Genomic DNA, 23,010 nt, shown 5'->3' with positions numbered 1-23,010 from the left:
GATGAAAAAAGTTAGTAACCGCAACCTCTATCTCTTGGCTGGATGCCTTCTCTTGGTCCTTTTGATTTCTTGTCTGTCTCCCTTCTTTTTAGGAGACAGCATCACCAAGGTCCATTTAGAGAATGCCCTCCAAGCACCGAATAGCCAAGAGTGGTTTGGGACAGATGCCGTGGGCCGCTCTGTATTTGCTCGAACCCTGAGTGGTGGGATACAAACCATTGTGCCTGCAGTTGGGATCCTCCTCTTGGTTACCCTAGTTGGTTCCTTTATTGGAGTGACCAGTGCCTTGATAGGTGGAAAGTTTGATCGAGCTGTTTTCTTGTTCATTACGGCTTTTCAGTCCTTGCCATCCATCGTCTTAGTGATTGCTATTGTGAGCCTGCTAGGAGTGGGCTTGCAACAAACAGTCATAGCGATTGGCTTAACGGCTTGGACCAAGTATGCCTATATCATGCGGTCGCTGACCCTGCGTTTAAAAAATGATTTCTATGTTCAGTCAGCAAAAATGTACGGAAATAACTTTTGGAAGACCATCAAACATTACTATGTTCCTAGTCTCTTTCCACAAATTGTCACCACCATGATCTTTAATGTTTCAACCATCATCATGGAGATTGCTGGCCTTAGTTTTGTTGGACTAGGCGCGCAAGCTCCGTCTCCAGAATGGGGAGCCATGATGAATGATGGTCGTACCTATATCCAGGAAGCTCCCTGGATTGTCGCTTTCCCTTGCATCTTCTTAATTGGGATCATTTTATTGGTTACAAAATTTGGAGATGCTCTACAAACTTATGTGAATCAAAAATATTAATCATGAGGTTTATCTAATGAAAAATTTTTGGAAATTAGCTGTTACTAGTTTAGCAGTTTTGTGTTTAGCTGCCTGCCAGCAAAATGGTAAGTCTTCAGACAGCAGCGCTGAGAAAGATAAGATTACCCTCGCCTGGGGAGAAGACTTTGGAGATGTCAATCCTCACGTATATAATCCAGATCAATTTATTATTCAAGATTTGGTGTATGAAGGTCTTGTCCGTTACGGAGACAATGGGAAAATTGAGCCTGCCTTAGCAGAGAGCTGGAAGGTTAGTGACGATGGGAAAACCTATACCTTCAACTTGAGAAAAGCCAAATTCTCAGATGGCTCTGATTTCAACGCAGCTAATGTGAAGCGGAATTTCGATACGATTTTCTCAAAAGAAAACAAAGGAAACCATGAATGGTTTAACTTCACCAATGTATTGGATAGTTACAAAGTTGTTGATGATCATACCTTTGAAATTACCCTTAAAGAACCATACAGTGCCACACTTTACGATCTTTCTATGATTCGTCCAATTCGTTTCTTAGCAGATGCCAGCTTCCCGGATGGTGATGATACAACTAAGAATAAAATCAAATCCTCTATTGGTACTGGTCAATGGGTGGTCAAAGATAAAAAATCTAACGAGTACATCACTTTTGCACGTAATGAAAACTACTGGGGTGAAAAACCAAAACTGAAAGAAGTAACCATTAAGATAATTCCAGATGCCCAAACACGTGCTTTAGAATTTGAATCTGGTAAAGTAGATTTGCTTTATGGAAATGGTGTTATTGGTTTAAATACCTTCGCTCAATACAAGAAAGATAAGAAATATACAACGGATGTTTCGCAACCAATGTCTACTCGCTTGTTGCTCTTGAATGCCAAACAAGAAGTCTTCCAAGATAAGAATGTTCGTAAAGCTATTAACCATGCCATTAACAAAAAAGAAATTGCAGAGAAATTATTCATGGGGGCAGAAACTCCTGCCGATACCATCTTCTCTAAATCAACTCCTCACTCAGATGCTGGCTTAAAACCATATACATTTGACGAAAAAGAAGCAGAAAAAATGTTGGATGCTGCTGGTTGGAAGAAGGGATCTGATGGAATCCGTGCCAAAGATGGCAAGAAGATGGAATTGAATTTCCCTTACATTTCGACAAAAGCAACGGATAAAGATCTTGCAGAGTATTTCCAAGGCGAATTGAAGAAAATTGGTGTCGAAGTGAAATTGACGGCCATGGAAGAAGACGATTATTGGGCAAATGCGAAAACAGGAAACTTTGATATGATGCTTACCTTCTCTTGGGGAGCTCCATGGGACCCTCACGCATGGATGACAGCATTGACAGCTGAGTCTGCACATGGTCACCCAGAAAATGTTTCTCTTGAAGCCCTTCCAATTAAGAAAGAATTGGATGAAACCATCAAACAAACCTTGACAGAAGCTGATGAAGATAAAGTAGATGCTGGCTATAAGAAAGCTTTGACCTTGCTCCATGAGGAAGCGGTTTATATCCCATTGACTTATCAGTCAGTGATCTCTGTTTATCGTACAGGTGAGTTGAAAAATGTTCGTTTTGCTCCAGAAGAAAATGCCATTCCAGTTCGCTATATCGAAAAAGTGAACAAATAAGGACAAGGTCTTGAATGAAGTAGACAATGTGGCCTCCATCAAAGTGACTTTCCTTTTATTTTGATATGGGACTCCGCTTTAGAGGATCAATGTTGATCTTTTAAAGCGGATCACATTGTTTTAGGAACTAAGTTTTATATGATATGAAAGCTATTTTTAAAAAAATTATTAGTTTTATAAGTGGTTTACTTGTTATCTCTATTATCACCTTTATCCTTACAAAATTTACATCGCAGGATCCAGCAGAGAATTATCTGCGAATTCGGCATTTGCCAATCACTCCAGCGGCTCTTGAAAATGCAAGAACCTATTTGGGTTTGGATAAATCCTGGATTGAACAATATTTATCCTGGTTCGTAAAAGTTCTTCACCTAGACTTTGGAACCTCTTATTTACTGAAGGTATCCGTTGTCAGTTTAATTGCTAGTCGTTTCCTATCCACTTTTTATTTAGGACTGACTTCCTTTATTCTTATCATTGTCGTTTCTATTCCCATTGGGGTTATCAGTGGCTTGAAGACCGATTCCTTCTTTGACAAATGCATGCGGTTCATTGGCTTTAGCTCGGTATCCATGCCTGCTTTTTGGCTCGGTTACATGTTGATTTTTATTTTTTCCGTAAAATTAGGCTGGTTGCCTGTATCTGGTAAAAATGAACCTCTCAGTATCGTCTTACCGAGTATCACCTTAAGCTTTTCACTGATTGGCCAATATATTGCCTTAGTGCGGAAAGCCGTATCGACCCAGTTGGAGAGTCCACATGTTGAAAATGCACGCATGAGAGGGGTTAAACTACGTTATCTATTACCCCATCATATTCTTCGAAATGCCTTACCTGCGATTGCGACTGGATTAAGTCTGACATTTGTTTATTTAATGACAGGATCTTTGATTGTTGAAGAAGTGTTCTCCTGGAATGGATTAGGAAGTTTGTTTGTAGAGGCGATTCGTTCGATTGATACACCTTTAATTCAAGGATGTATGATGTTATTTGGCTTATTATTCTTATTAAACAATGGCATGACGCAAGCGGTCAACCACTGGATTGACCCACGAGTAAGGAAGAGAGGTAATGGATCATGAAAAAAAGTGTGATGTTTTCCATTTTCATATTAGGTCTATTGATTTTCCTTGCTTTGTTTGCCTCCTTTATAGCGCCTTATGATCCGCAATATGTAGATGTTTCTAATAAGCTCTTAAGTCCAAGTCCCCAACATATTTTAGGGACAGATCAATTGGGTAGAGATGTTTTTTCGAGACTCTTATATGGTGCGCGTTATTCCCTATTCTTAGCTGTCGCAATTAGTGTCTTAGAAGTAGTGACCGGCTTTATCGTAGGTTTGGTTGTAGGTTGGTATCAAGGAAAAATGGAAGGTGCCTTTCTTTGGCTGACCAATGTCTTGATGGCCTTTCCGAGTTTTCTTCTTTCACTTGCTACTGTTGGAATCCTAGGACAAGGAATGAGCAATATGATCATTGCCATTGTCATTATCGAATGGATCTACTATGCAAGGATTGTGACAAATTTGGTCATTTCTACCAAACAAGAGCCCTATGTCATTAGTTCTCAGATCATGGGAATGGGTTCCATTCACATTCTTAAAAAGCATATTTTGCCCTTTATCTACAAGCCCGTACTGGTGATTCTTCTCATGAACATCGGGAATATCATTCTGATGATTTCTGGTTTTTCTTTCTTAGGAATTGGAGTCCAACCCAATGTTTCAGAGTGGGGCTTAATGTTGCATGATGCGCGGGCCTACTTCCGAGTGGCGCCTTGGATGATGATCGCACCAGGCTTAGCTATCTTTTTAACCGTCATTTCCTTTAACCTATTTGGTGAATATATCGAAGAGAAAGGAGAGAAGAATGGAATCATTCATTATTAAAGATCTTTCTCTTGTCGATCAGGAGGAGTCTCGTCTGGATCGGGTGTCTTTCACCCATCCCCTAGGGGAATCCCTGCTAGTGGTGGGAGAAAGTGGATCTGGAAAAACGCTACTGACCAAGGCTTTAATAGGGATTATCCCTCGGAACATGAAACAGACCGGATCGATTCATTATGGGGATCTCCATCTAGATTCTTTTTCAGACAAAGAATGGAACGCCTTTAGAGGGCAGAAGATCGCCTATTTGGTTCAAAATCCTATGTCCATGTTTAATCCCTTTCAAACGATTTGGACGCATTTCTATGAGACCATAAAAAGTCACTCAACTCTTTCCAAAAGTGAATGCCGCAAGAAAGCTCTTGAGGTTCTAGAAAAGGTTCGGATCGCAAATCCAGAATCGGTTCTCCAGCAATACTCCTTTGAACTAAGTGGAGGCATGCTCCAACGGATTATGTTAGGCATTATCTTATGTCTCGATCCAGAAACGATTATACTGGACGAACCAACCTCAGCGGTTGATCGTGTGAACCGTGAGATGATCCTAAGCTTGATCAAAGACTTACTGGCTCAGCATAAGACGGTTATTACCGTTACCCATGACTATTATTTGGCGAGGGAACTCGGGGGCAATATGTTGGTCTTGGAGAATGGAAAAGTCGTTGAATTTGGAAAAACCGAGGATCTATTGACAGCTCCAAAAGAAAGTTATACCAAGGAATTATTCTTAGAACAAGATTTGAAGCAGGTGATCAGAAATAATGCTGGAATGTAAAGATATTACGGTCAACTATCAAGGTAAAACTGTATTAGACCATTGCAATCTATCCATCAAAAAAGGTGAAATTGTTGGAATTATGGGAGAAAGTGGGAGTGGCAAGTCCACCCTGGCACGTGTTATCTTAGGAATTGAAAAGCCAAGTCAAGGACAAGTTCTCTTAGATGGCAAGACCTATTCCATCAAAGAGGACGGCGTCCGCATCTTGGTCGTTTTCCAAGATTCCTTTCACGCAGTCAATCCACGATTTACTGTGAGAGAAATCTTACTAGAAGCTCTTCCCAAAGATTTTCCGATGGACCAGGTCGACACTGTTTTAAAAGAGGTAGGTCTACCATCAGAAGTACTAGAAAAAAGAGCAAGAGAATTAAGTGGTGGCCAGTTGCAAAGAGTTTGCATTGCCAGAACCTTGCTCCTAAACCCAGATGTCATTATTTTTGATGAATCTCTTAGTGGTTTGGATCCCAAAACCCAGGTTCAGATTTTACAATTGCTTTATAAGATTCATGGTAAGTATCAGAATACCTTTATCTTCATCGCCCACGATGAGCAATTGTGCCAGGCTATTTGTGATCGCATCCTGATCTTAGAAAATGGTCAATTTAACCGTGAAATTCAGGACGTAGCGGAAGCTACCTGATGTTTCGGAACAAGAAGTAGTAAAAAGGAGATAAGTGTGAAACAAACATTTGAAACACGTAAATTATATTTTGGATTTCCTGTGTTTTTCTTAGGATACAAGGATGATGCGCATGGCTATAATATTTCGACCTCTAGTTCAACTTACACTCTCGGTAGTATGATGGTGGTTGCTATGAGAACCAAAGGAAATGCCGTCACAGAAATTAAAAAACACGGATCGTTCACCGTGAATATCCCTACAGAGGAGCTCTTAACAGAAGTTGAAATTGCTGGTTTCAATAGCCGCAAGGACAAGTTTGCTCTTACAGGTCTAGACTATACAATTGGGGAAACTGTAGACGCTCCAATGGTAACGGCTTGTCCAGTTTCCATTGAATGCCAAGTTGTTGAATTTGTAGAATGTGGAGCATTGACCAATATTATCGCTCGTGTAACCCGTCGTGAAGTAGAAGAAGACTTGATTGACGAAGATGGTACCTTCAAGAGCGATACTTTCTCACCGATCAGCTATATTGGAGATGGAGCTGGCCGTTATTATAGAAACTATAAAGATGGTGGTGTTCAAATGGGAAGCATCATCAAGAAAATCAGAGAAAATGAAGAATAGCAGAAAAAGGCTAGGTTACCCCTTAGCCTTTTTACTTTCCAAGCGCCACCTTTCGAAGAAGGGCTTTGCGTTTTCGTTCCTCTACCATGCTTAGAAACTTTTGGTAGGCTTTTTCTAGGTCAGCTTGGTATCCTTGTGGAACATTGAATTCCATCTGATCCAGAAAGACAGGAGCACTGGCCCCTTTATAAATTTCACCTTGAAAGAAGTAGTGCTTGCTGACAATGTCGATAGAAAGTTGAGAAGAGCGCCAGCGTCTTTTGCGGCGTGTGTTTAGGTTTCCATCGAAGTTTTAGCTGCTGATCCCGCAAGTACCAGCCCATGATCTCAAGGCTAGCTCTTTGACCAGTTTTGGGGTCTAGGTAGTCAGCAGGAACGCTTAAGACCTTGCTCCCTCGCTTACTAGATAAAAAAGGATGAAAATCAGGAATGAAGTCATAGTCTTTACTGGAGACAACCGATAGAGCATCAGGATCTTCCACCTGAGAACGGCTCGTATAGCGAAAAGGATCAAAGTCTGCCAGGTTTTTTGCTGTTCTTTTCCACTCGAGTTCATAAGCCGTGACCTGGTCCCCTATAGTACGTGTCAACTTTAGAAAAGAAAGGACGTCCTCGTGCGCCTGATAGAGAGCAACGATATTCTTTAACCGTGCTTCTGCAGAAAATTCGTAAAGATCTCGAGGAAAAGCCAAAATGTAGAGACTATTCAGAGATTCTAGAGGAACCGCAGCAATGCCATCAAAGAGCTCCTGACGCTCTATGAGACTAGCATGGGCAAATAAAAGGCTCTGCCCAGAATCTTGTTCTAGATCAATCACAAACAGTTGCATCTCTCTTTTAAAGCAGAGAATGAAATTATCCGCTGTTTCCTTCTCAAAACGAACCAACGGAATGGAAGAATAATGGTGGTAGGGTTTTAAGGAAAGATAAGTCCCAATGTTTCTGTGATATAGTGCATTTCTCTATTGTAAGATAAGAAAGGAAGAACTCAAAAAAACCACTCCCAAAAGGGAAGTGGTTTTGTGTTGGTTCTTATTTGAGACCGTATTTTTTGTTGAAACGATCCACACGTCCATCTGCTTGAGTGAACTTTTGACGTCCAGTGTAGAATGGGTGTGAGTCTGATGAAATTTCAACACGGATCAATGGGTAAGTTTCACCTTCGAATTCAACTGTTTCGCTAGAGTACTTAGTTGAACCGCTGAGGAACTTGTAACCAGTAGTAGTGTCCATGAAGACAACAGGGCGATATTCTGGATGGATATCTTTTTTCATTTTGCAATATTTCCTTTCTGCCATGGTCTCTTTCCGAGCCATAGATTGTTACTAAGCTAGTTTACCAAATTTCCAGGATCTTGACAAGTATTTTCACTAATTTTATTTAAAATAATGATCAAAAAAATCACCCTGGCTAAGCCAAGGTGAATCTAATATTATTATTGTTCAGATTGATTTGGATCTTTTGGTGCTTCAACTGGTTGATCAGCTTGTCCTTCAGTGTGTTCGTGTGTTTCTTTTTTGATTTCATCTACAGCAGTTTTTACAGTAGAAGTTGTCACGCGTCCAACAGATTGGGCAAATCCTTTACCAGATTCAGCAAGTTCTTCGAATGTTCCTTTTGTGATTTTACCACCTGACATCGCCAAGAGACCAGTTACAACAATAGCGATTGATGCGAGTAAAGCAAGGATCAAACCAAAGCCAATTGAAACGCCATAACCATTGAAGTCAACAGCGTACTTGTTCACACCGAAGACATCGATCAATGTTACGATAGTTGAGAGAGCGCCTGCTACGATAACACCAATTGCAAAACCTTTTGGTAGTGAAGATTTTACATCGTTCAAGCAAGCAAGGACAATCGCAACGACTGCGAAGATAAAAACGAACCATCCATCTCCGCGAAGGCCATTCCAGCTGTATGAACCAAAGGCACCAGCATTCAGGCTTGCCCATGGCAAGAAAGAGCTAAGAATCGCTACCGCAGCAGAGATAATGATAAACAATCTATTTTTTTCCATAATAGGTCTCCTTAAAAATTGTATTAGCTTTATTTCACCATAAGAAAGATCAAATGAAAACCCCGTGACCAAGATAAAAAGGCTGAGAAATCGTTCTCAGCCTTCGTTCGTGCGAGCCACTTCTTGTAGCTCTTTGTAGATTTGGTCGTTTTCTTCGAGGGAGTAGGAGTTGGCTCCACTCGCTAGTGGATGGCCACCACCATTATGTCGTTTGGCAATTTCGTTGATCACTTTTCGTTTGCTACGCATCCGGACACGGAAGTGACCGTCGGCCTGCTCAACAAAGATAGCCCAAACAGATACGGTATCGATGCGTCCAGGAGCTCCGACAATTGCAGCAGTCTCTGAATCACGTAGATCGAATTTCTTTAAGAGTTCTTGTGTTAGGGTCACACGCGCAGCGCCATGTTCATCGATCTCAAGATGGTCATAGACATAGCCTTGAAGCTTAGCTGTCTTGAGATTGATCGTATCCATCTGACGAGCAAGTGCTGTAAAATCAAAGGGAATGCTTCGAAGATATGCAGCCAGCTCAAAGGTCCGAGTCGAAGTAGCAGGATAAAGGAAGCGACCCGTATCGCCGACAATCCCAGCATAGAGGAGACGAGCAGCACTAACAGGAAGTTCGAGATCTAATTCCTTAGCAAAAAGTGCAATCAACTCGCTGGTAGAGCTAGAGTCGGTATCGACCCAGAGCAGATCACCATAAGCATCGTCATTTGGATGGTGGTCGATCTTGATTAGGAAATCACCATTCGTATAGCGCTTGTCATCGATGCGGGGAGTATTAGCCGTATCACAGACAATCACCAAAGCCCCTTCATAATCCTTATCCTTGACCTCGTCCATCTCAGCAAGCCAAGTCAAGGTCGGCTCATCATAGCCAGTTGCCAATACCCGCTTTTGAGGGAAGTGCGCACGCAGGAGATCCCGCAAGCCCACCTGGCTCCCAATCGCATCCGGATCCGGATTTTGATGACGGTGGATAATAATCGTATCATAAGCTTGAATCTTTTCAAGAATGTCATTCATTACGTTCATACATTACCTCGTTTTCTTAGTCAATTTTAACATAAAAAAGGCCCATCCAGCAAGCATTTATCACTAATTAGGAGCTATGGAAGCGGTTTTACATTAGTTCAATATTTTGGTAGAATGGATGAATAGATTTAGTATGGGAGGGACTAGGATGATTGAAATTAAAAGTAATGCTGAGACTGCACAAGAGTTAGCAGCTTCTATAAAAAGTAGTGGGAATGCACTTTCGGGAGTTGCATCAGCTTCAAAAGATGAACAAACCAAATTATCTGGTAATGATGCGGCCCATCAAGCCATTGATACTGCTAAAACCAAAGCAGAAGAAATTGCAGCGACGATTGAGTCAATTGGGACCAACCTGCAAAGCGTTTCAACTGGATTTACAGTAGTGGATGAAGCGGCTGCAACGAGCATTCAATAGCTTGAAAGAGTAGTAAGATGAATCACGATCAACAACTATCGGAATTAAGAAGACAAGAAGACCAACTTTTCCAAAAAGAAAGAGAAATTGTAAGAGAAAAAAGAAATCTGGAAGATGAGTTGAACCGCTTTGAGGGCTATAGCTCTGATGCGCACCGTTATTTATGGGATGCATTTGAATCCTATCCTTCCTCTAGAAATTTTTTTGACCAACTTCAAGAGGGATTTCTTCATGAATCGCGAAAAATTTCAAATAGTTATTTAGAAGAGCTGGATGAATTAGCTATTCAAAAAAGAAAAGTCGAAGATGATTTAAATGACATCTATCATGAACGGAAAAAATTAATGATTGAAAAGGAGTGTGACGATGGGAATCGAAGTTTATCGCGGTAGTTTGGATAGCCAAGCAAGTAGCACAGGTACTATGATTGAGCAACAATTGAAAGCCTATGAATCACTAGAAACATCATTAACTCAAATAGAAAATTCTGCCTCGCGCTTGTCTGGCCAAGCTTACGACTCTTTTAGAAGCTTTGTGACAAGTGTTGTCCAGCCATTGAAGGAGGCTGGGGTTGCTTTAGCAGAAGCTACACAAGAAAGTGTGAAGAAGCTTCCAGCATCCTATCGCTCGGAGGTGGCTGACGAGGACTTACAGGAAGAAAAGTTGGTTTCTGATATTGAACAGTGTGATCGAATGATTGCTATCTTTCATGCAGAGATCAATGAAATTGCTGCTAGTAAATCGACTAGTGCTGGAGATTTTCAACGGTTGCAGAGATTACAGAGGATTCAAGGATTAAACGTATTAGAAAGTATTTTTAAAGCTACTAAAAATAAACTACAAGAAAAATTAAATAAACTCAGAGCGTTTAATGCATCATCGCCAAGTATCTTCTGGGAAATTGATGTCTTAGCCCAAGCTATTCAAATAGCTGTCAATCAAATTAACGTAGCGTGGAATCCAAATACTGGAATGTATTCTATTCCAAAGGATTTATCCTGGTCTGATCTCGTAAATGAAACGATTAAGAATAAAGAGTTTGAAAATGAATATTTGCCAACGAAACCAAAGGATGTAACAGCGTTCGAATATAACCAATTTCTTACGGGATTACGTGAACAATCAGTGAACCTTAAAGAAATAGATGGCTGGGATAAGGATGCCATCAAAGGTTATGTTAAAGGCGTTTCAAAAAGAACTGCTGATGCCAAGACAGGCAGTGAGTTAAATGCAAGGAGAGATGCTTTGTATGCAGAAACCAAGGAGATTGGATCAGATATCTATACAGAAATGTATGCTAGTAGTAAACTAGATTCAAAAGCAAAAGTAGAACTGGTTCTTAAGCAATTGGGTGCAGAAACGGACAAAAAGCAGTTTATGCATTTGACAAGCAAAACGCATAAGATTTCAGAGAATCTACCACCACATGGTGATTTCAACATGTATTTCAGACGTGATGTTGTAAAAGCATTCGGTGATAAACATCTTAATTACAAAAAAGATTTACTTAGGCAGCAAGTTCATTTCTTCCGCTACTATCTGGATCGTCAAGCAATTTACTATATTCGCAATCATTACGAAGGTGCAAATGATTACGAGAAACTGTTAGCATATGGTAAAGAAAATAATATTGAATTTGATTACACAACCGGCTCTAACTACCATAACCGCTTTAATCCAAAAGATGGCTTCAAACGTCCCTATAATATGAAAGTTCAAGTCCCTCAGGGCAATTCAGCTAAAGGAAAAGATTTGAACAATGCCCGGATGGTGGAATTTATTGTGAATTTGGATACCGGCGAGTTTGACAGTCAATGGGATGCCTATGATAATCACAAGCTAGCAAATGGTCGCTATGATTCTAATCCAAATAATTATTTTAAAGATGAATTAAGGGAAATTGCTAACACGGAATCATTTAATTACGGCCCTTCAAAAGGTAATAATACGGATGTTTCGGGAATTTATCAAGGAAAACATGGAATGCTTGATGTGGATGGTACTCCTGAGCCAGCTACTCGAACTGAAGCAAAAAGACTATTTCGCTATGAAAATGATTTGGGTAAAACAGATGAAAAAACTGCTCATGTAGGTCAATTTGCGGATATTGTAAAAGGAGGAGGACATGAAGACTATGAAGCATGGCAACGTAATACAAAAGGAATGTCAGAAAAAGAAAAAATGGAAGAGTATAATAAATATAAAAGTTATGCTAGTGGCATTAAGCCTAGCGATCGCGGGTATAATAAGTATACTCGTAGCCCTGAGTACATCAAAGAGCATAAGTGATACTCATTCAATATTAATAAATAAACGTTATATTGAGACTCAAAGTATTTCAGATAATGATAAAAAATTATCAATCAGTGCAGGTTTTGATTTAAAAGAAAAAGATTTTTTTTATTACCATGGAGCTGCAATAAAAAATAATAAATTGTATGGTGGTAGTCAGGAATATAGTGCTGCGGAGTATTATAAAAGAGCTTTGGATATTGAGCTCACTTCAGCACTTTTAAATCACCAAATTAATATTAAAGATATAAAAGATTCCAACTATCAAATCACTCGTTCAACTGATTCATTCATCAATAAAAAATTATTAGAAGAAAAACATCCGCCTGAATTTGAAGGTAGATATTCTATCAAGGATAGTCAGTTTTCCAAAGTCCGTATCACCTACAACAAAGAATTTCTACCAACAAAAATTGAGTGGTACTATAAGGGTGAAGAAGGACTAAAATGGTACACTTGGCGCACCTATTCGTATCCCTTCAAAAATAAGTCTGATTTTGATAAAAAGCTGGATGAAGAAATCGAAAATATTAAAGAAATTCAAGAGGAAAATGAGGGAGATTAACATAATTTTTAGATAAAGCTGAGCTTATATAAGGCCCAGCTTTATTGATAGGAAGACACTTCCTTTGGATTGGATATTTTGATAGAATGAAATGGATATGATAAAAGAAGTTAAACAATTAATTAAAAGAAAACGATGGTTAGAATTTCCAAAAAAAATTGTGGTAGTGTTGCTCGTAATACTTATTGCAGTATTCCTAAGTAGTTGCAGTTACAATCAACCAGCATTGAATGTTTTAAAGAAAAAGCAATTTGTTATGATTAAAATGGGAGATTCTACCGATGAGCATTTTGAGGTTGGGGTGGACCTTGAGAAAAAAGAATATTACTATAATGATGAAACGGCAGTGAAAGACGATACAGTTTATGGTGGTTATAAAGCGGACTGGGATCGTAAACAGTATTACAAATCTGCAGTAAATGAAGAACTATCGTCAGTTCTGTTAAGTAAGAAAATTACTACTGATGAAATTAAGAAATCTAACTATCAGATTACAAGTTCACCGAAAAGATTTGTGGATGATAAATTAATGAAAGAGGAATATCCGCCTGAATTTGAAGGTAGATATTCTATCAAGGATAGCCAATTCTCCAAAGTCCGTATCACCTACAACAAAGAATTCTTACCTACTAGAATCGAGTGGTACTATAAGGGTGAAGAAGGTCTAAAATGGTACCCTTGGCGCACCTATTCGTATCCCTTCAAAAATAAGTCTGATTTTGATAAGAAGTTGGATGAAGAAATTAAAACTATTAAAGCAATTCAAGAAGAGAACAAGGGCGATTAAGTAGAATCAGTCCAAATTCTTGAAACAAGCCCCTTCTTTCACCTTATCGGGAAAGGTTTCGTGCAAAATGCTTGAAAAAGTGATATAATACGGGAAATAGCTTTTGGGAGGAAATTATGACTGTAGCGAAGATTGTTTTTGCTAGTATGACTGGAAATACTGAAGAAATTGCTGATATCGTAGCGGACAAATTCCGTGATCTTGGTGTCGAAGTAGATGTGGATGAGTGTACAACTGTGGATGCGGAAGACTTCCTTGATGCGGATATCGCGGTGGTAGCGACTTATACTTACGGTGATGGAGAGCTTCCAGATGAGATCCAAGATTTCTACGAAGATTTGGCTGGCCTTGATCTCAAAGGCAAACTTTACGGTGTGGTAGGATCAGGTGATACCTTCTACGATGAATTCTGTAAAGCAGTTGATGATTTCGACCGTTGCTTCGCTGCGACTGGTGCTGAAAAAGGCTCTGAGTGTGTCAAAGTTGATTTGTCTGCAGAAGATGAAGACATTGAAAAATTAGAAGCCTTTGCAGAAGAACTTGTAGCAAAAGCAAATTAATGACAAAGAGGCTGGATCGATGGATTACAGCCTCGATTTATATCCAAAATAAAGAGGAGACACATGGATTTAGATCAGATTCGTAAGGACATTGACCAGATCGATCAAGAGCTAGTAGCCTTGCTGGAAAGACGGATAGTCTGTGTCGGTCAGATTGTAGAATATAAGGAGCAGCAGGGCTTACCTGTGCTCGATCAAGGAAGGGAGAGAGAAGTGCTTGAGAAAGTCGGGTCTCTCGTGACGGATGAGCAGTATCGTGCGACCATTCAAGCTCAGTTTCAAGATATGATGAAGCGCTCGAGAGACTTCCAAGAGGAGGTGAGGGCGCGTGACTAGTCTATCGATCAAGCAAAAAGCACAACAGTATGTGGTCCTAACAGGGATGGCTCTTTTTATTGGACTCTTGGTTGGTGCTATTGATATGATTTTTGGTCAAGGTCTTCTCCTGATTGGAGATGTACGAAGCCAGCATTGGCCCTTGATTCTTTTCCTAGCCTTAGCGGGGCTTGTCATCGTTTATCTTTATAAACGTTTTGGTGGCAAGGCTTCAAAAGGGATGGGCCTCATCTTTGATGTCGGACACGCGCGTGAGGAGAAAATCCCCTTGGTCTTGGTGCCTTTGATCATGCTGACGACCTGGATGAGCCATCTCTTTGGTGGTTCGGTCGGTCGGGAAGGTGTAGCAGTCCAGATCGGAGCTACGCTTTCGCATCGTTTTGCCCGTCACATCAAGATTCCAGATGCTTCGCGTATTTTTCTCATGACCGGGATGGCAGCCGGTTTTGCGGGGCTCTTTCAGACGCCACTCGCAGCAACCTTCTTTGCTCTTGAAGTCTTGACAGTTGGGGAGTTGCAGTTGATGGCTCTCTATCCTGCCCTTATCGCCTCGATCGTGGCTAGCTTCACCTCTCATGCTCTTGGCTTGGAGAAATTTGCTGTGCCACTCAAGGAAACGCTGAGCTGGACACCAGAGACCTTGATCAAAGTCGCCCTTCTTGGCTTGGCTTTTGGCCTCGCTGGGAAACTCTTTGCAGTTAGCCTTTCCTGGTTGAAGAAAACAGTCGCGAAAGTACTGCCTAATCCGTATATTCGAATCGCGGTCATTGGGGCTGGGCTCAGCTTGATCCTCTTGACTCTCCAACTGACCAAGGTTGGCTCTTATAGCGGACTCGGAACCAATCTGATTGATGTGGCTTTTCATCAGGGGAGTGCGCAGAGTTATGACTGGATTCTCAAGCTCCTCTTTACCGTGGTGACCATCTCTGCTGGATACCAAGGAGGAGAAGTGACACCGCTCTTTGCGATCGGAGCTACACTTGGCGTCTTTCTCGCTCCTCTGCTGGGCTTACCCGTCTTAGTGGTGGCTGCTATCGGTTATGCCAGTGTCTTTGGTAGTGCGACCACGACCTTGCTCGCACCGATCTTGATTGGAGGAGAAGTCTTTGGCTATGACAATCTTCCTTTCTTTGTGATCGCCTGCGCCATCGCCTATTGCCTACCAAAAGAGTGGAGCATTTATTCCGGCCAAAAAGTTGCAAAAAAGTAGAGAAAAGAGCTTTACAAACCTGAAAATATCTGATATGATAGTTTCTGTGCGTAATGGAAGCACAAAAATACAGTTTATCCGCTGAGGGAGGTCCCTCAAGATTGACGAAGATAGGAGAATAAAATGAATCCATTAATCCAAAGCTTGACTGAAGGTCAACTTCGTACTGATATCCCTGCATTCCGTCCCGGTGACACTGTTCGTGTACACGCGAAAGTTGTCGAAGGATCTCGTGAACGTATCCAGATCTTTGAAGGCGTTGTTATCGCTCGTAAAGGTCAAGGACACACTGAAATGTACACTGTTCGTAAAATCTCTAACGGTGTCGGTGTTGAACGTACATTCCCAGTACACACTCCACGTGTAGAAAAGATTGAAGTTGTTCGTTACGGTAAAGTACGTCGTGCGAAATTGTACTACCTTCGTGCATTGCAAGGTAAAGCAGCTCGTATTAAAGAAATCCGTCGTTAAGACGAACAAGGAGGCGGGAGTGATCTCGCTTCTTTTTTTATAAGTCCCCTTAGTTCAATGGATATAACAACTCCCTCCTAAGGAGTAGTTGCTGGTTCGATTCCGGCAGGGGACAATATAGATAAGTAAAACACTGATTCGCCAGTGTTTTTTCTTTTGCCAAATGTTGACAAAAGTCATAAGATATCTATGGTGTGGTATAATAGGGGAAAGTATAAGTACTAATTTGATTGGGATTTCTCTCCTTATAATGAGATCGGATTAATGTGTAAAAGATGGCATCGCCTATTGAGGAAGAGAAAAAGAAGCCTGATTTTATGATATTCTGGTTGAGAGAATAACTTGCACTAGGAGAATACAAATGAAACCAACAAAACTAGAATGGGAAGATGTTACCAAGTTTGAAGAGGTAAAAGGATACGGTCAGCATATATGGAGAGATGTGGACAAGTATTATTTGGTTTTAGAAGAAGGAACCATAGTTTCTTGGTTAGTTGTCTATGAATTACCAAATGAGCTATTTGCCTTATTAGATAGTGGGGAAAGAACGCTAAGCGAAGTATCTTGGAAGATTAAACACGATTCTTGGCCACCGACGGAAGAAGAAAAGAAGGCTAGTGAGAAACAATTTGTATTAAAAGGCTTAACTCCTTTAATAGCTAATCCTAAGAGTTGGGAATTATTTACTCAGGAAGAGCTTGAGACATTAATTCCACTTGCTGAACAAAAATGGATTGACTGGAGAGGCAAACTTCCAGACGATTATGTATCACCATTGAAATAGACAAAAAGAAATAGTATGACAACAGAAATTCAACAATACAAAAATTGTACGGTATTAAAAAACAATAATGATTATCAAATTCTGTGGAGTAGAGGGAAAGAAGTGCTTAATTTTCCCATTAGCCAGGAATTAGCAGAAAGTGTTTCAAAATCAGAAAAAGATTCTTTAGAAGTAATGTTTTATTGTGAACATCATCGTTGGCCAAAGAAAGATGAGTTAGAAGATTATAATCAATCGGATACGATTGTACTTAGAGGCAATGGATTTATTGTATATGAGACAGGCGGCTACTACGAAATTAGCTTCTTTAAATAAATTGGCGGAGCTGTAGGCCCAGAAGTATGCTATCCTATTACTAAGGAGCTAATGGATAAAGCATTTCAATCTTCTAGGGACGCATATGAAGTGATGATTTATGCAGAAACAGGGAACTGGCCTATATAAAATAGTGATAAATAAAAGATTCAAAAAACTTCATATAAAGTTTCAATAGTTGGCTTCTCTTTTTAGCTAATAGATAATTATCAAATAGTAAAGGTGATAAAATAGAAACTATTTATTTAAGTCAAAAAGACATGTTGGAAATCTATCAAGACGGTGACAAGTATTTTTTACGTTATCCAACTTTTAATATTACCTGCCCAGAAGTGGTTAGAGAAATCCCCAAAGAAGCTGCAGACAGTTACATGTCGGGAGAACATACTGGTAAAGAGTTGATGAATTATGCACAATATGGTTTTTGGAAATCTAAAAAGCAATATACACAAGATGAATCCGATAAGCTCTTCATCGAAGATCATCCTTCCTTTATTTTGAAAAATCCTGAAAATAGTCGTTGTCTTTTCACAGCAGAGGAATTTAGACAAATTGTCACCAAAGCCATTGTTTCAGAACTGGAACCTAGCGAACTTGACGCTATTGGTATAGTTGATAATCATTTAGAGCTTCTTCTGGTGGATCCAGTTGGCTGGGAGGAAGAGATAGAAGCAGTCCATCTGGAAATTCTGCAGGAAAAAATTAACAATTACATTTACTTCCTCGAAAGCAAGCAATATGTGGAGAGATATGGCGATAAGTTTGATAAGAAAATCGTCCATATCACCTTCCAATATTCTCCATCAGATAACGGCTTAGCCTTCCTCGCAGCGGTTCAGAAGGTATTGCAACCGACGGATATGAGCTTGAAGGTAGAATTGCCGGAGTAAAGAACAACTAAGAAGAATAAAATTAATCAATTTATGAGGTATTAAAAGTATTAAAGCGAAGGTCAGTCAAAAAATGAGATAGTTAAAAAGTAGACCAAAATTTTCTAAAAGCCTATTAGAATAGGCTTTCTAAGCATATTTTATATTTCGGCAGGGGACAGAGATAGAAAAGAAAACACTGACAGTTGAACTGCAGCCCAAAAGTTAGATTTTTTCTGTCTAACTTTTGCGGAGTAGTTCACTTATGACCGAGTGTTGATGTTTTAGAGCTGTGTTGTTTCGAATGGTGCCAAAACTTATTTTTTGTATGATATAACAGAATATTTTAAAAATGAAGGGGTTTTCTATGGAAAGTGATGTGTTTTTTGATTATTATTTAAAATCACTTAGGTTTCATTTGGGTGATAGGTGTAAGGATATTGGATTTATAGAGTTTTTCAAAGATGAAAATAATTGTTTTATTACTATAGAGGATTATGTTTTGGAATCATTTGTAATATTGTCAAATATTTTGAGTCAGAAGAGGATTGTGTTTTCTTGTGGAATTATTTATAGTAAGGGGGTAGTTACTGGAGTAGAAGTATGTATGAATGTATTAGAGTTAGAAAGATTAAATAATTTGTACAAGATATAGTTTTGAAGCATATTAAAAAAATAAGGGAAACTGTCTATGTAGGATGTGTGGAGTTGATAGTATCAATGTTTCCTTGTTTTAGAGCTGTGTTCTTTCGAATGATCCCAAAACAAGAAAAACAAAAAATGATGGTCTAGGAGCTCGATACATTGAGCTTCTTTTTCTTTAGAAATTCAAATCATAATTTTACAGACTTTTATGTCATTAATTTATTCTCCCCCTCCTCTTTTTCTTTGACTCTCCTTTCTTATTTTTCTAAAATAGTAGGTGTGTGAAGGGAGATTGATATGAAAAAGGGTTTTGTGATTGTGCTTTCTGCTTTGGTCTTGGCTTCCTGCGGTCGTCCTCATAGGACGGTGTCGCCTAAGAGTTCGGATACCAAGCAGACCAGCACTTCGGAAAAGAAACAGTCTGGTATTGATTTGAAAGCCATCAAGGCTAAGGACTACTCGAGTATCAAGGGGACTTGGATCGATGGGCGTGGCAATGAGCTGGTCTTTGATGACAAGGGCTTGGTCAGCGAGGATGTTGAGCTTAATGCATCGAGCTTTAAGCAGAAGGACCAGATCGCTGAGATGACGGTTAGTGCCAAGTCGGGTGTTGGAGGCTACGGTCTCTTGCTCCTGCCAAAGGGTCAGAAAGCTGGCAAAGACGATGCTTCGGATAAGTCCAAGGATCGGATCTGGGCTGGTCAGTCACCGGCTTATGGCGATGATGACAATTTCTACTATCGCAAGAAAGAGCAACCGAAAGATCGGGAGCAAGTAGATACAGATGATAGCAGTAGTAAGTCTAAGACGAGTAAGGCCAAGAAGTGGAATACTCGATCGGATAGCGAGGTCAAATCTTCGAAGAAGGCGGATCAGAATGATTATCCAGGCTACACCGATGCTCAGGTCGAAGCTGCGCGTGTCTGGGCTTATGTGATCAAGAACGTTCCTTCAGAGTTAAATATTTCAAATAGTGCAGCTGGAACAAAGATTTATAATGGTGGCTTGGGTGTCGATTATCCAAAAGATGTGCGCCATCTGTTTGGTTCTTATTCAGCAGAAGGAAATATCACTTATGCATCCAACGGTGATGGGACAGTGACGATCTATCCTGTACCGAGCCACTGGCAACAGTCTGCGGATGAGCTTAATAGTGAAGAGTTTATGACGCAATTTACCCAAGGGATCTTGGACCATGCTGAAACGGTGACTTTGCCAGATGGGGATCCAGACATGATTCGCCAGATTCTTGCAGTACTGAAGTAAGAAAGATTATGGTAAAATAATATTAGATAAAAATTTTTTAAACTATTAAAGTTCTAATGACCTATTAGGTTATAAGATTAAAGGTTTGGAATATCTTTTACAGGAAGCTTATGCAATTTTGGTCAATTACAGGTCGTTTTCTACTTGTAAAAATAAAAGGAGAAAATCTATGAAAAAAACTATGTTTGCAACAATGACCATTCTCTCGCTATTTCTGTCATCGTGCGCGCAAAAAGAAGTGAAGAATGAAGACAAAAAAGAGCAGTCTACTGAACAGAATGTAAAAGATTCTACAAAGGAAAGTAAAGAATCAGTGGTCAAAGGGATGAATCAAGCCCCTACCTCATTGGTTGGAAATGAAAAACCTAATGTAGTATTTGCTTATATGCTTCAAAATCAAATCAATGGCGAAATTGAGATGGCGAAAGTGTATTATAATGAAGAGTATGTGATCCTTGTCTTCTCTGTATCAGAAAATATGCTATCTTTAGCAAATATAAATCCAAAAGATTATTGTAAGACGCTTTTTGATTTAAAAGAAGAGATAGTAAAGCAATACAATGCAACTCAAAACAAACCGAGCAGTATAAAACTTAAAATATATGATAAAGATGAGAAGCTCTTGGCGACGGAGGAAAATGGAGCGTTGGTGATTAAGTAACTAAATTTAGTCAACCATTTGTCGCCATCTACGTTTTACATTTTTCTCACTAATCCACATTTATTGTTTTTTTAAGCTGATCCTGTTACAATGATATTACTCGGAAAAGACTGGGCTTCCAGCCTTTTTCATTTCACTTTAGAAAGGTCTTTTATGAAACGCAAATCGATTTTGTTTCTCTATTTACTCTTGCTAGCGATCGGCCTAGCCTATGAGACCCAGTCACTGACAGAAGGCTGGATGTCTGGTAGTCAGTACGGGATTGTGGGACTTTCTACCCTGATCCTTTTGGTTTATGCACTTCCTGCTGTTTGGGCTCTCTTTCATTTTGCGAAGAAGTGGAAGTTGTCTTGGGTACCGGTTCTCTTTTCTTTATTAGGAGGGGGCTTTGTTGCCGGTTGGTTGTCTAGCTTTGCCAATACCTATTTCCATGACATGATTCAAGCGATCGCTCCAAATAGCGACTTTTGGAACCAGTACGAGAGTGCCATCGCTGCGCCCCTCTTTGAGGAACCATTTAAGTTGATTCCCATCTTCTTTGTCCTCTATTTGTTCAGTGTCCGTCGCATCAAGTCGATCTTCCTCTTGGCTATTGCCTCTGGTCTTGGTTTCCAGATCGTCGAGGACTTTGCCTATATCCGTCAGGACCTGCCAGGAGGTTTCTCTTACACGGTGTCAGGGATTCTCGGTCGTGTGGCCAATGCGCCCATGTCTCACTGGGTTTACACAGGCCTTGTTATGCTGGGGCTCTTCTTGATTGTCCAAGCAAGCAGAGGACGCAAGGATCTACGTCTATCAGGCTGGGGATATTTAGTAGCAGGGTTTGGACTCCATTTTGTTGGCAATTCACCCTTCTCACAAATCGTGACCGAGTTGCCGATTGCGATTCCAGTCTTGAATGCTACGGGGCTCTTCCTAATCTACCAAGCTTATCAAGACGTCGAGCGATTAGAACAAGCAAAATAAAACAAAAAAAGAATGCGTATGTTTGGACACATACGCATTTTTGTTATTTTCCAAGACAGAACTGGCTGAAGAGTTGGGTGATGAGCTCATCTGGTGCAGCATCCCCAGTGATTTCTCCGAGAATTTCCCAGGTGCGGGTGAGGTCGACTTGAAGCAAGTCTACCGGCATACCGAGGGCCAAGCCTTCGTTGACCGCTTGCAGGCTTTCAACAGCTTTCTCGATGAGGGAGATGTGACGAGCATTAGAAAGATAAGTCGCATCTTGCTCAACCAGCCCAGCATTTTCGAAGAAGAGGGCATTGATCCGGTCTTCAATTTGATCGATGTTTTGGTTTTTCAGAACGGAAATCTTGATATGATCTTCCGGCAGTTGGTCGATTTCGATCTTCTCTGGGAGGTCGACCTTATTGAGGAGAATGATGCGGTTGCTATCTTGAGAGATTTCAAGGAGTTGGCGGTCTTGATCGGTCAAGGGCTCGCTAGCATTGAGAACGAGGAGGACTAGATCGGCTTCCTTGAGGGCTTTTTTCGACCGTTCGACACCGATTTGCTCAACGATGTCTTCGGTCTCACGGATACCGGCTGTATCGACCAATTTGAGGGGAACCCCGTTGATGTTGACGTATTCCTCGATAACGTCACGGGTGGTCCCTTCGATATCGGTAACAATGGCTTTTTCTTCGCGAAGAAGATTATTGAGGAGGCTAGACTTGCCAACGTTTGGACGACCGATGATAGCAGTAGAAATCCCTTCACGCAAGATCTTTCCACGGCGGGCAGTCTTGAGGAGGTTGGTCAAGAGGGCTTCAAATTCACTGGTCTTTTCACGGATGATCTCAGTGGTTGCTTCTTCGACATCATCGTACTCAGGATAGTCGATATTGACTTCAACCTGGGCCAGGGTATTGAGGATCTCTTGGCGCGTGTTGTTGATGAGATCAGAGAGGGAACCATCTAGTTGCTTCACGGCGATGTTCATGGCCTTGTCGGTCTTAGCGCGAATAATGTCCATGACGGCTTCGGCCTGGGTTAAATCGACCCGACCGTTTAGAAAGGCCCGCTTGGTAAATTCACCAGGCTCAGCTAATCGAGCGCCTTCACGAATGACCAATTGCAGGATTTCATTGGTCACAGCAATCCCGCCGTGGGTATTGATCTCGATGATGTCTTCACGGGTAAAAGTCTTCGGCGAGCGCATGGCTCCCACCATGACTTCGTCAAGAATCTCGTCCTTATCTGGATCTACGATATGACCGTAGTTGAGGGTGTGGCTAGCGACCTTGCTTAAATCTTTCCCTTTGAAGATCTTTTGCGCAATGGCAAAGCTGTCTGTCCCGCTCAAGCGGACGATCCCGATCGCCCCCTCACCAAGAGGAGTCGAGATGGCAGCAATGGTATCAAATTCTTTAGTAATCATGTCATTTCTCTTTTCCTGTAGATTCATCTCTAT

General features: G+C 40.6%; 27 protein-coding genes, 1 tRNA gene and 1 pseudogene. 24 read left to right on the top strand and 5 right to left on the bottom strand.

Translation table 11 applies throughout. The features are described from left to right. Position 1 precedes the first annotated feature (1 nt). The 7 genes from RDV49_RS07745 (at position 2) to RDV49_RS07715 (ending at position 6,353) form a co-directional block, all read left to right on the top strand. A complete protein-coding gene (locus RDV49_RS07745; protein ID WP_003006994.1) occupies positions 2-811 on the top strand; it encodes an ABC transporter permease in 810 nt (269 codons plus the stop codon). Positions 812-827: 16 nt separating this feature from the next. Beyond that, the gene (gene nikA / locus RDV49_RS07740) at positions 828-2,441 is read left to right on the top strand and encodes a nickel ABC transporter substrate-binding protein (protein WP_003006997.1); all 1,614 of its coding nucleotides are present in this window, start codon (positions 828-830) and stop codon (positions 2,439-2,441) included. A gap of 143 nt (positions 2,442-2,584) precedes the next feature. Continuing rightward, complete coding sequence (locus RDV49_RS07735; RefSeq protein ID WP_003007000.1) at positions 2,585-3,523, top strand: ABC transporter permease; 939 nt, start codon at positions 2,585-2,587, stop codon at positions 3,521-3,523. Further along, positions 3,520-4,329, top strand: coding sequence for an ABC transporter permease (locus RDV49_RS07730; protein ID WP_003007004.1), 810 nt, complete (start codon positions 3,520-3,522; stop codon positions 4,327-4,329). Before RDV49_RS07735 ends, RDV49_RS07730 begins: the two co-directional genes overlap by 4 nt. Then, entirely contained in the window at positions 4,310-5,101 is a 792-nt protein-coding gene (locus tag RDV49_RS07725; RefSeq protein WP_003007009.1) for an ATP-binding cassette domain-containing protein, read from the top strand. Before RDV49_RS07730 ends, RDV49_RS07725 begins: the two co-directional genes overlap by 20 nt. Continuing rightward, complete coding sequence (locus RDV49_RS07720; protein ID WP_003007012.1) at positions 5,088-5,744, top strand: ABC transporter ATP-binding protein; 657 nt, start codon at positions 5,088-5,090, stop codon at positions 5,742-5,744. Before RDV49_RS07725 ends, RDV49_RS07720 begins: the two co-directional genes overlap by 14 nt. 36 nt (positions 5,745-5,780) lie before the next feature. After that, positions 5,781-6,353, top strand: coding sequence for a flavin reductase family protein (locus tag RDV49_RS07715; protein WP_003007016.1), 573 nt, complete (start codon positions 5,781-5,783; stop codon positions 6,351-6,353). Positions 6,354-6,547: 194 nt separating this feature from the next. On the opposite strand, the gene RDV49_RS07710 is transcribed toward RDV49_RS07715, so the two are convergent. The 4 genes from RDV49_RS07710 to RDV49_RS07695 all read right to left on the bottom strand — a co-directional run bounded on the left by RDV49_RS07710 (position 6,548) and on the right by RDV49_RS07695 (position 9,415). Further along, positions 6,548-7,183, bottom strand: a complete 636-nt coding sequence (locus RDV49_RS07710) for a hypothetical protein (protein ID WP_230454165.1) — start codon at positions 7,181-7,183, stop codon at positions 6,548-6,550. A gap of 202 nt (positions 7,184-7,385) precedes the next feature. After that, positions 7,386-7,628 (bottom strand): type B 50S ribosomal protein L31, encoded by a 243-nt coding sequence (locus RDV49_RS07705; protein WP_003016441.1) that lies wholly within the window; start codon positions 7,626-7,628, stop codon positions 7,386-7,388. Between the two features lie 161 nt (positions 7,629-7,789). Then, positions 7,790-8,374, bottom strand: coding sequence for a YhjD/YihY/BrkB family envelope integrity protein (locus RDV49_RS07700; RefSeq protein WP_003007027.1), 585 nt, complete (start codon positions 8,372-8,374; stop codon positions 7,790-7,792). A 96-nt stretch (positions 8,375-8,470) separates the two neighbouring features. After that, on the bottom strand, positions 8,471-9,415 hold the full coding sequence (locus RDV49_RS07695) for a DHH family phosphoesterase (RefSeq protein WP_003007030.1): 945 nt from the start codon (positions 9,413-9,415) through the stop codon (positions 8,471-8,473). Positions 9,416-9,563: 148 nt separating this feature from the next. Here RDV49_RS07695 and RDV49_RS07690 point away from each other — a divergent pair, with 148 nt between their 5' ends. The 17 genes and pseudogenes from RDV49_RS07690 (at position 9,564) to RDV49_RS07610 (ending at position 21,560) form a co-directional block, all read left to right on the top strand. Further along, complete coding sequence (locus RDV49_RS07690) at positions 9,564-9,833, top strand: TIGR04197 family type VII secretion effector (RefSeq protein WP_037607854.1); 270 nt, start codon at positions 9,564-9,566, stop codon at positions 9,831-9,833. Positions 9,834-9,850: 17 nt separating this feature from the next. Further along, positions 9,851-10,225 carry a DUF3958 family protein gene (locus RDV49_RS07685; protein ID WP_003007037.1) on the top strand — a complete coding sequence of 125 codons (375 nt, stop codon included), beginning with the start codon at positions 9,851-9,853 and terminating at the stop codon, positions 10,223-10,225. Continuing rightward, positions 10,200-12,122 (top strand): DUF3114 domain-containing protein, encoded by a 1,923-nt coding sequence (locus tag RDV49_RS07680; protein WP_003007040.1) that lies wholly within the window; start codon positions 10,200-10,202, stop codon positions 12,120-12,122. The genes RDV49_RS07685 and RDV49_RS07680 overlap by 26 nt, the downstream gene beginning before the upstream one ends. Then, a complete protein-coding gene (locus tag RDV49_RS07675) occupies positions 12,043-12,690 on the top strand; it encodes a hypothetical protein (protein ID WP_013903472.1) in 648 nt (215 codons plus the stop codon). Before RDV49_RS07680 ends, RDV49_RS07675 begins: the two co-directional genes overlap by 80 nt. Positions 12,691-12,787: 97 nt before the next feature. Continuing rightward, positions 12,788-13,477, top strand: coding sequence for a hypothetical protein (locus tag RDV49_RS07670; protein ID WP_230454166.1), 690 nt, complete (start codon positions 12,788-12,790; stop codon positions 13,475-13,477). Between the two features lie 116 nt (positions 13,478-13,593). Beyond that, positions 13,594-14,037 carry a flavodoxin gene (locus RDV49_RS07665; protein WP_003007049.1) on the top strand — a complete coding sequence of 148 codons (444 nt, stop codon included), beginning with the start codon at positions 13,594-13,596 and terminating at the stop codon, positions 14,035-14,037. A gap of 63 nt (positions 14,038-14,100) precedes the next feature. Next, positions 14,101-14,373 carry a chorismate mutase gene (locus RDV49_RS07660; protein WP_003007051.1) on the top strand — a complete coding sequence of 91 codons (273 nt, stop codon included), beginning with the start codon at positions 14,101-14,103 and terminating at the stop codon, positions 14,371-14,373. A gap of 46 nt (positions 14,374-14,419) precedes the next feature. Next, complete coding sequence (locus tag RDV49_RS07655; RefSeq protein WP_204373446.1) at positions 14,420-15,583, top strand: chloride channel protein; 1,164 nt, start codon at positions 14,420-14,422, stop codon at positions 15,581-15,583. Positions 15,584-15,706: 123 nt separating this feature from the next. Then, positions 15,707-16,054: a 50S ribosomal protein L19 gene (gene rplS / locus RDV49_RS07650; protein WP_003003254.1), complete on the top strand. Its 348-nt coding sequence runs from the start codon at positions 15,707-15,709 to the stop codon at positions 16,052-16,054. A gap of 43 nt (positions 16,055-16,097) precedes the next feature. After that, a tRNA-Arg gene (locus RDV49_RS07645) sits at positions 16,098-16,169 on the top strand. A 246-nt stretch (positions 16,170-16,415) separates the two neighbouring features. Next, a complete protein-coding gene (locus RDV49_RS07640) occupies positions 16,416-16,838 on the top strand; it encodes a hypothetical protein (protein WP_003007057.1) in 423 nt (140 codons plus the stop codon). Between the two features lie 15 nt (positions 16,839-16,853). Further along, positions 16,854-17,282: pseudogene (locus RDV49_RS07635) on the top strand (hypothetical protein). A gap of 101 nt (positions 17,283-17,383) precedes the next feature. Continuing rightward, positions 17,384-18,043, top strand: a complete 660-nt coding sequence (locus RDV49_RS07630; RefSeq protein WP_037607856.1) for a DUF6572 domain-containing protein — start codon at positions 17,384-17,386, stop codon at positions 18,041-18,043. 346 nt (positions 18,044-18,389) lie between these two features. Further along, positions 18,390-18,677, top strand: coding sequence for a hypothetical protein (locus RDV49_RS07625; protein ID WP_223345585.1), 288 nt, complete (start codon positions 18,390-18,392; stop codon positions 18,675-18,677). Positions 18,678-18,964: 287 nt separating this feature from the next. After that, positions 18,965-19,933 carry a YdeJ family lipoprotein gene (locus RDV49_RS07620; RefSeq protein WP_003007071.1) on the top strand — a complete coding sequence of 323 codons (969 nt, stop codon included), beginning with the start codon at positions 18,965-18,967 and terminating at the stop codon, positions 19,931-19,933. A gap of 169 nt (positions 19,934-20,102) precedes the next feature. Next, positions 20,103-20,594, top strand: coding sequence for a hypothetical protein (locus RDV49_RS07615; protein ID WP_003007074.1), 492 nt, complete (start codon positions 20,103-20,105; stop codon positions 20,592-20,594). Positions 20,595-20,747: 153 nt separating this feature from the next. Then, positions 20,748-21,560: a PrsW family glutamic-type intramembrane protease gene (locus RDV49_RS07610; protein WP_037607858.1), complete on the top strand. Its 813-nt coding sequence runs from the start codon at positions 20,748-20,750 to the stop codon at positions 21,558-21,560. Positions 21,561-21,603: 43 nt separating this feature from the next. Here the strand turns inward: RDV49_RS07610 and mnmE are convergent, their stop codons facing one another. Continuing rightward, entirely contained in the window at positions 21,604-22,977 is a 1,374-nt protein-coding gene (gene mnmE / locus RDV49_RS07605) for a tRNA uridine-5-carboxymethylaminomethyl(34) synthesis GTPase MnmE (protein ID WP_037607860.1), read from the bottom strand. Positions 22,978-23,010: the final 33 nt, after the last annotated feature.

This window comes from Streptococcus parasanguinis, from assembly GCF_031582885.1.
GTDB classification, from domain to species: domain Bacteria; phylum Bacillota; class Bacilli; order Lactobacillales; family Streptococcaceae; genus Streptococcus; species Streptococcus parasanguinis_M.
This window is presented reverse-complemented; position numbering and strand designations above follow the sequence as displayed.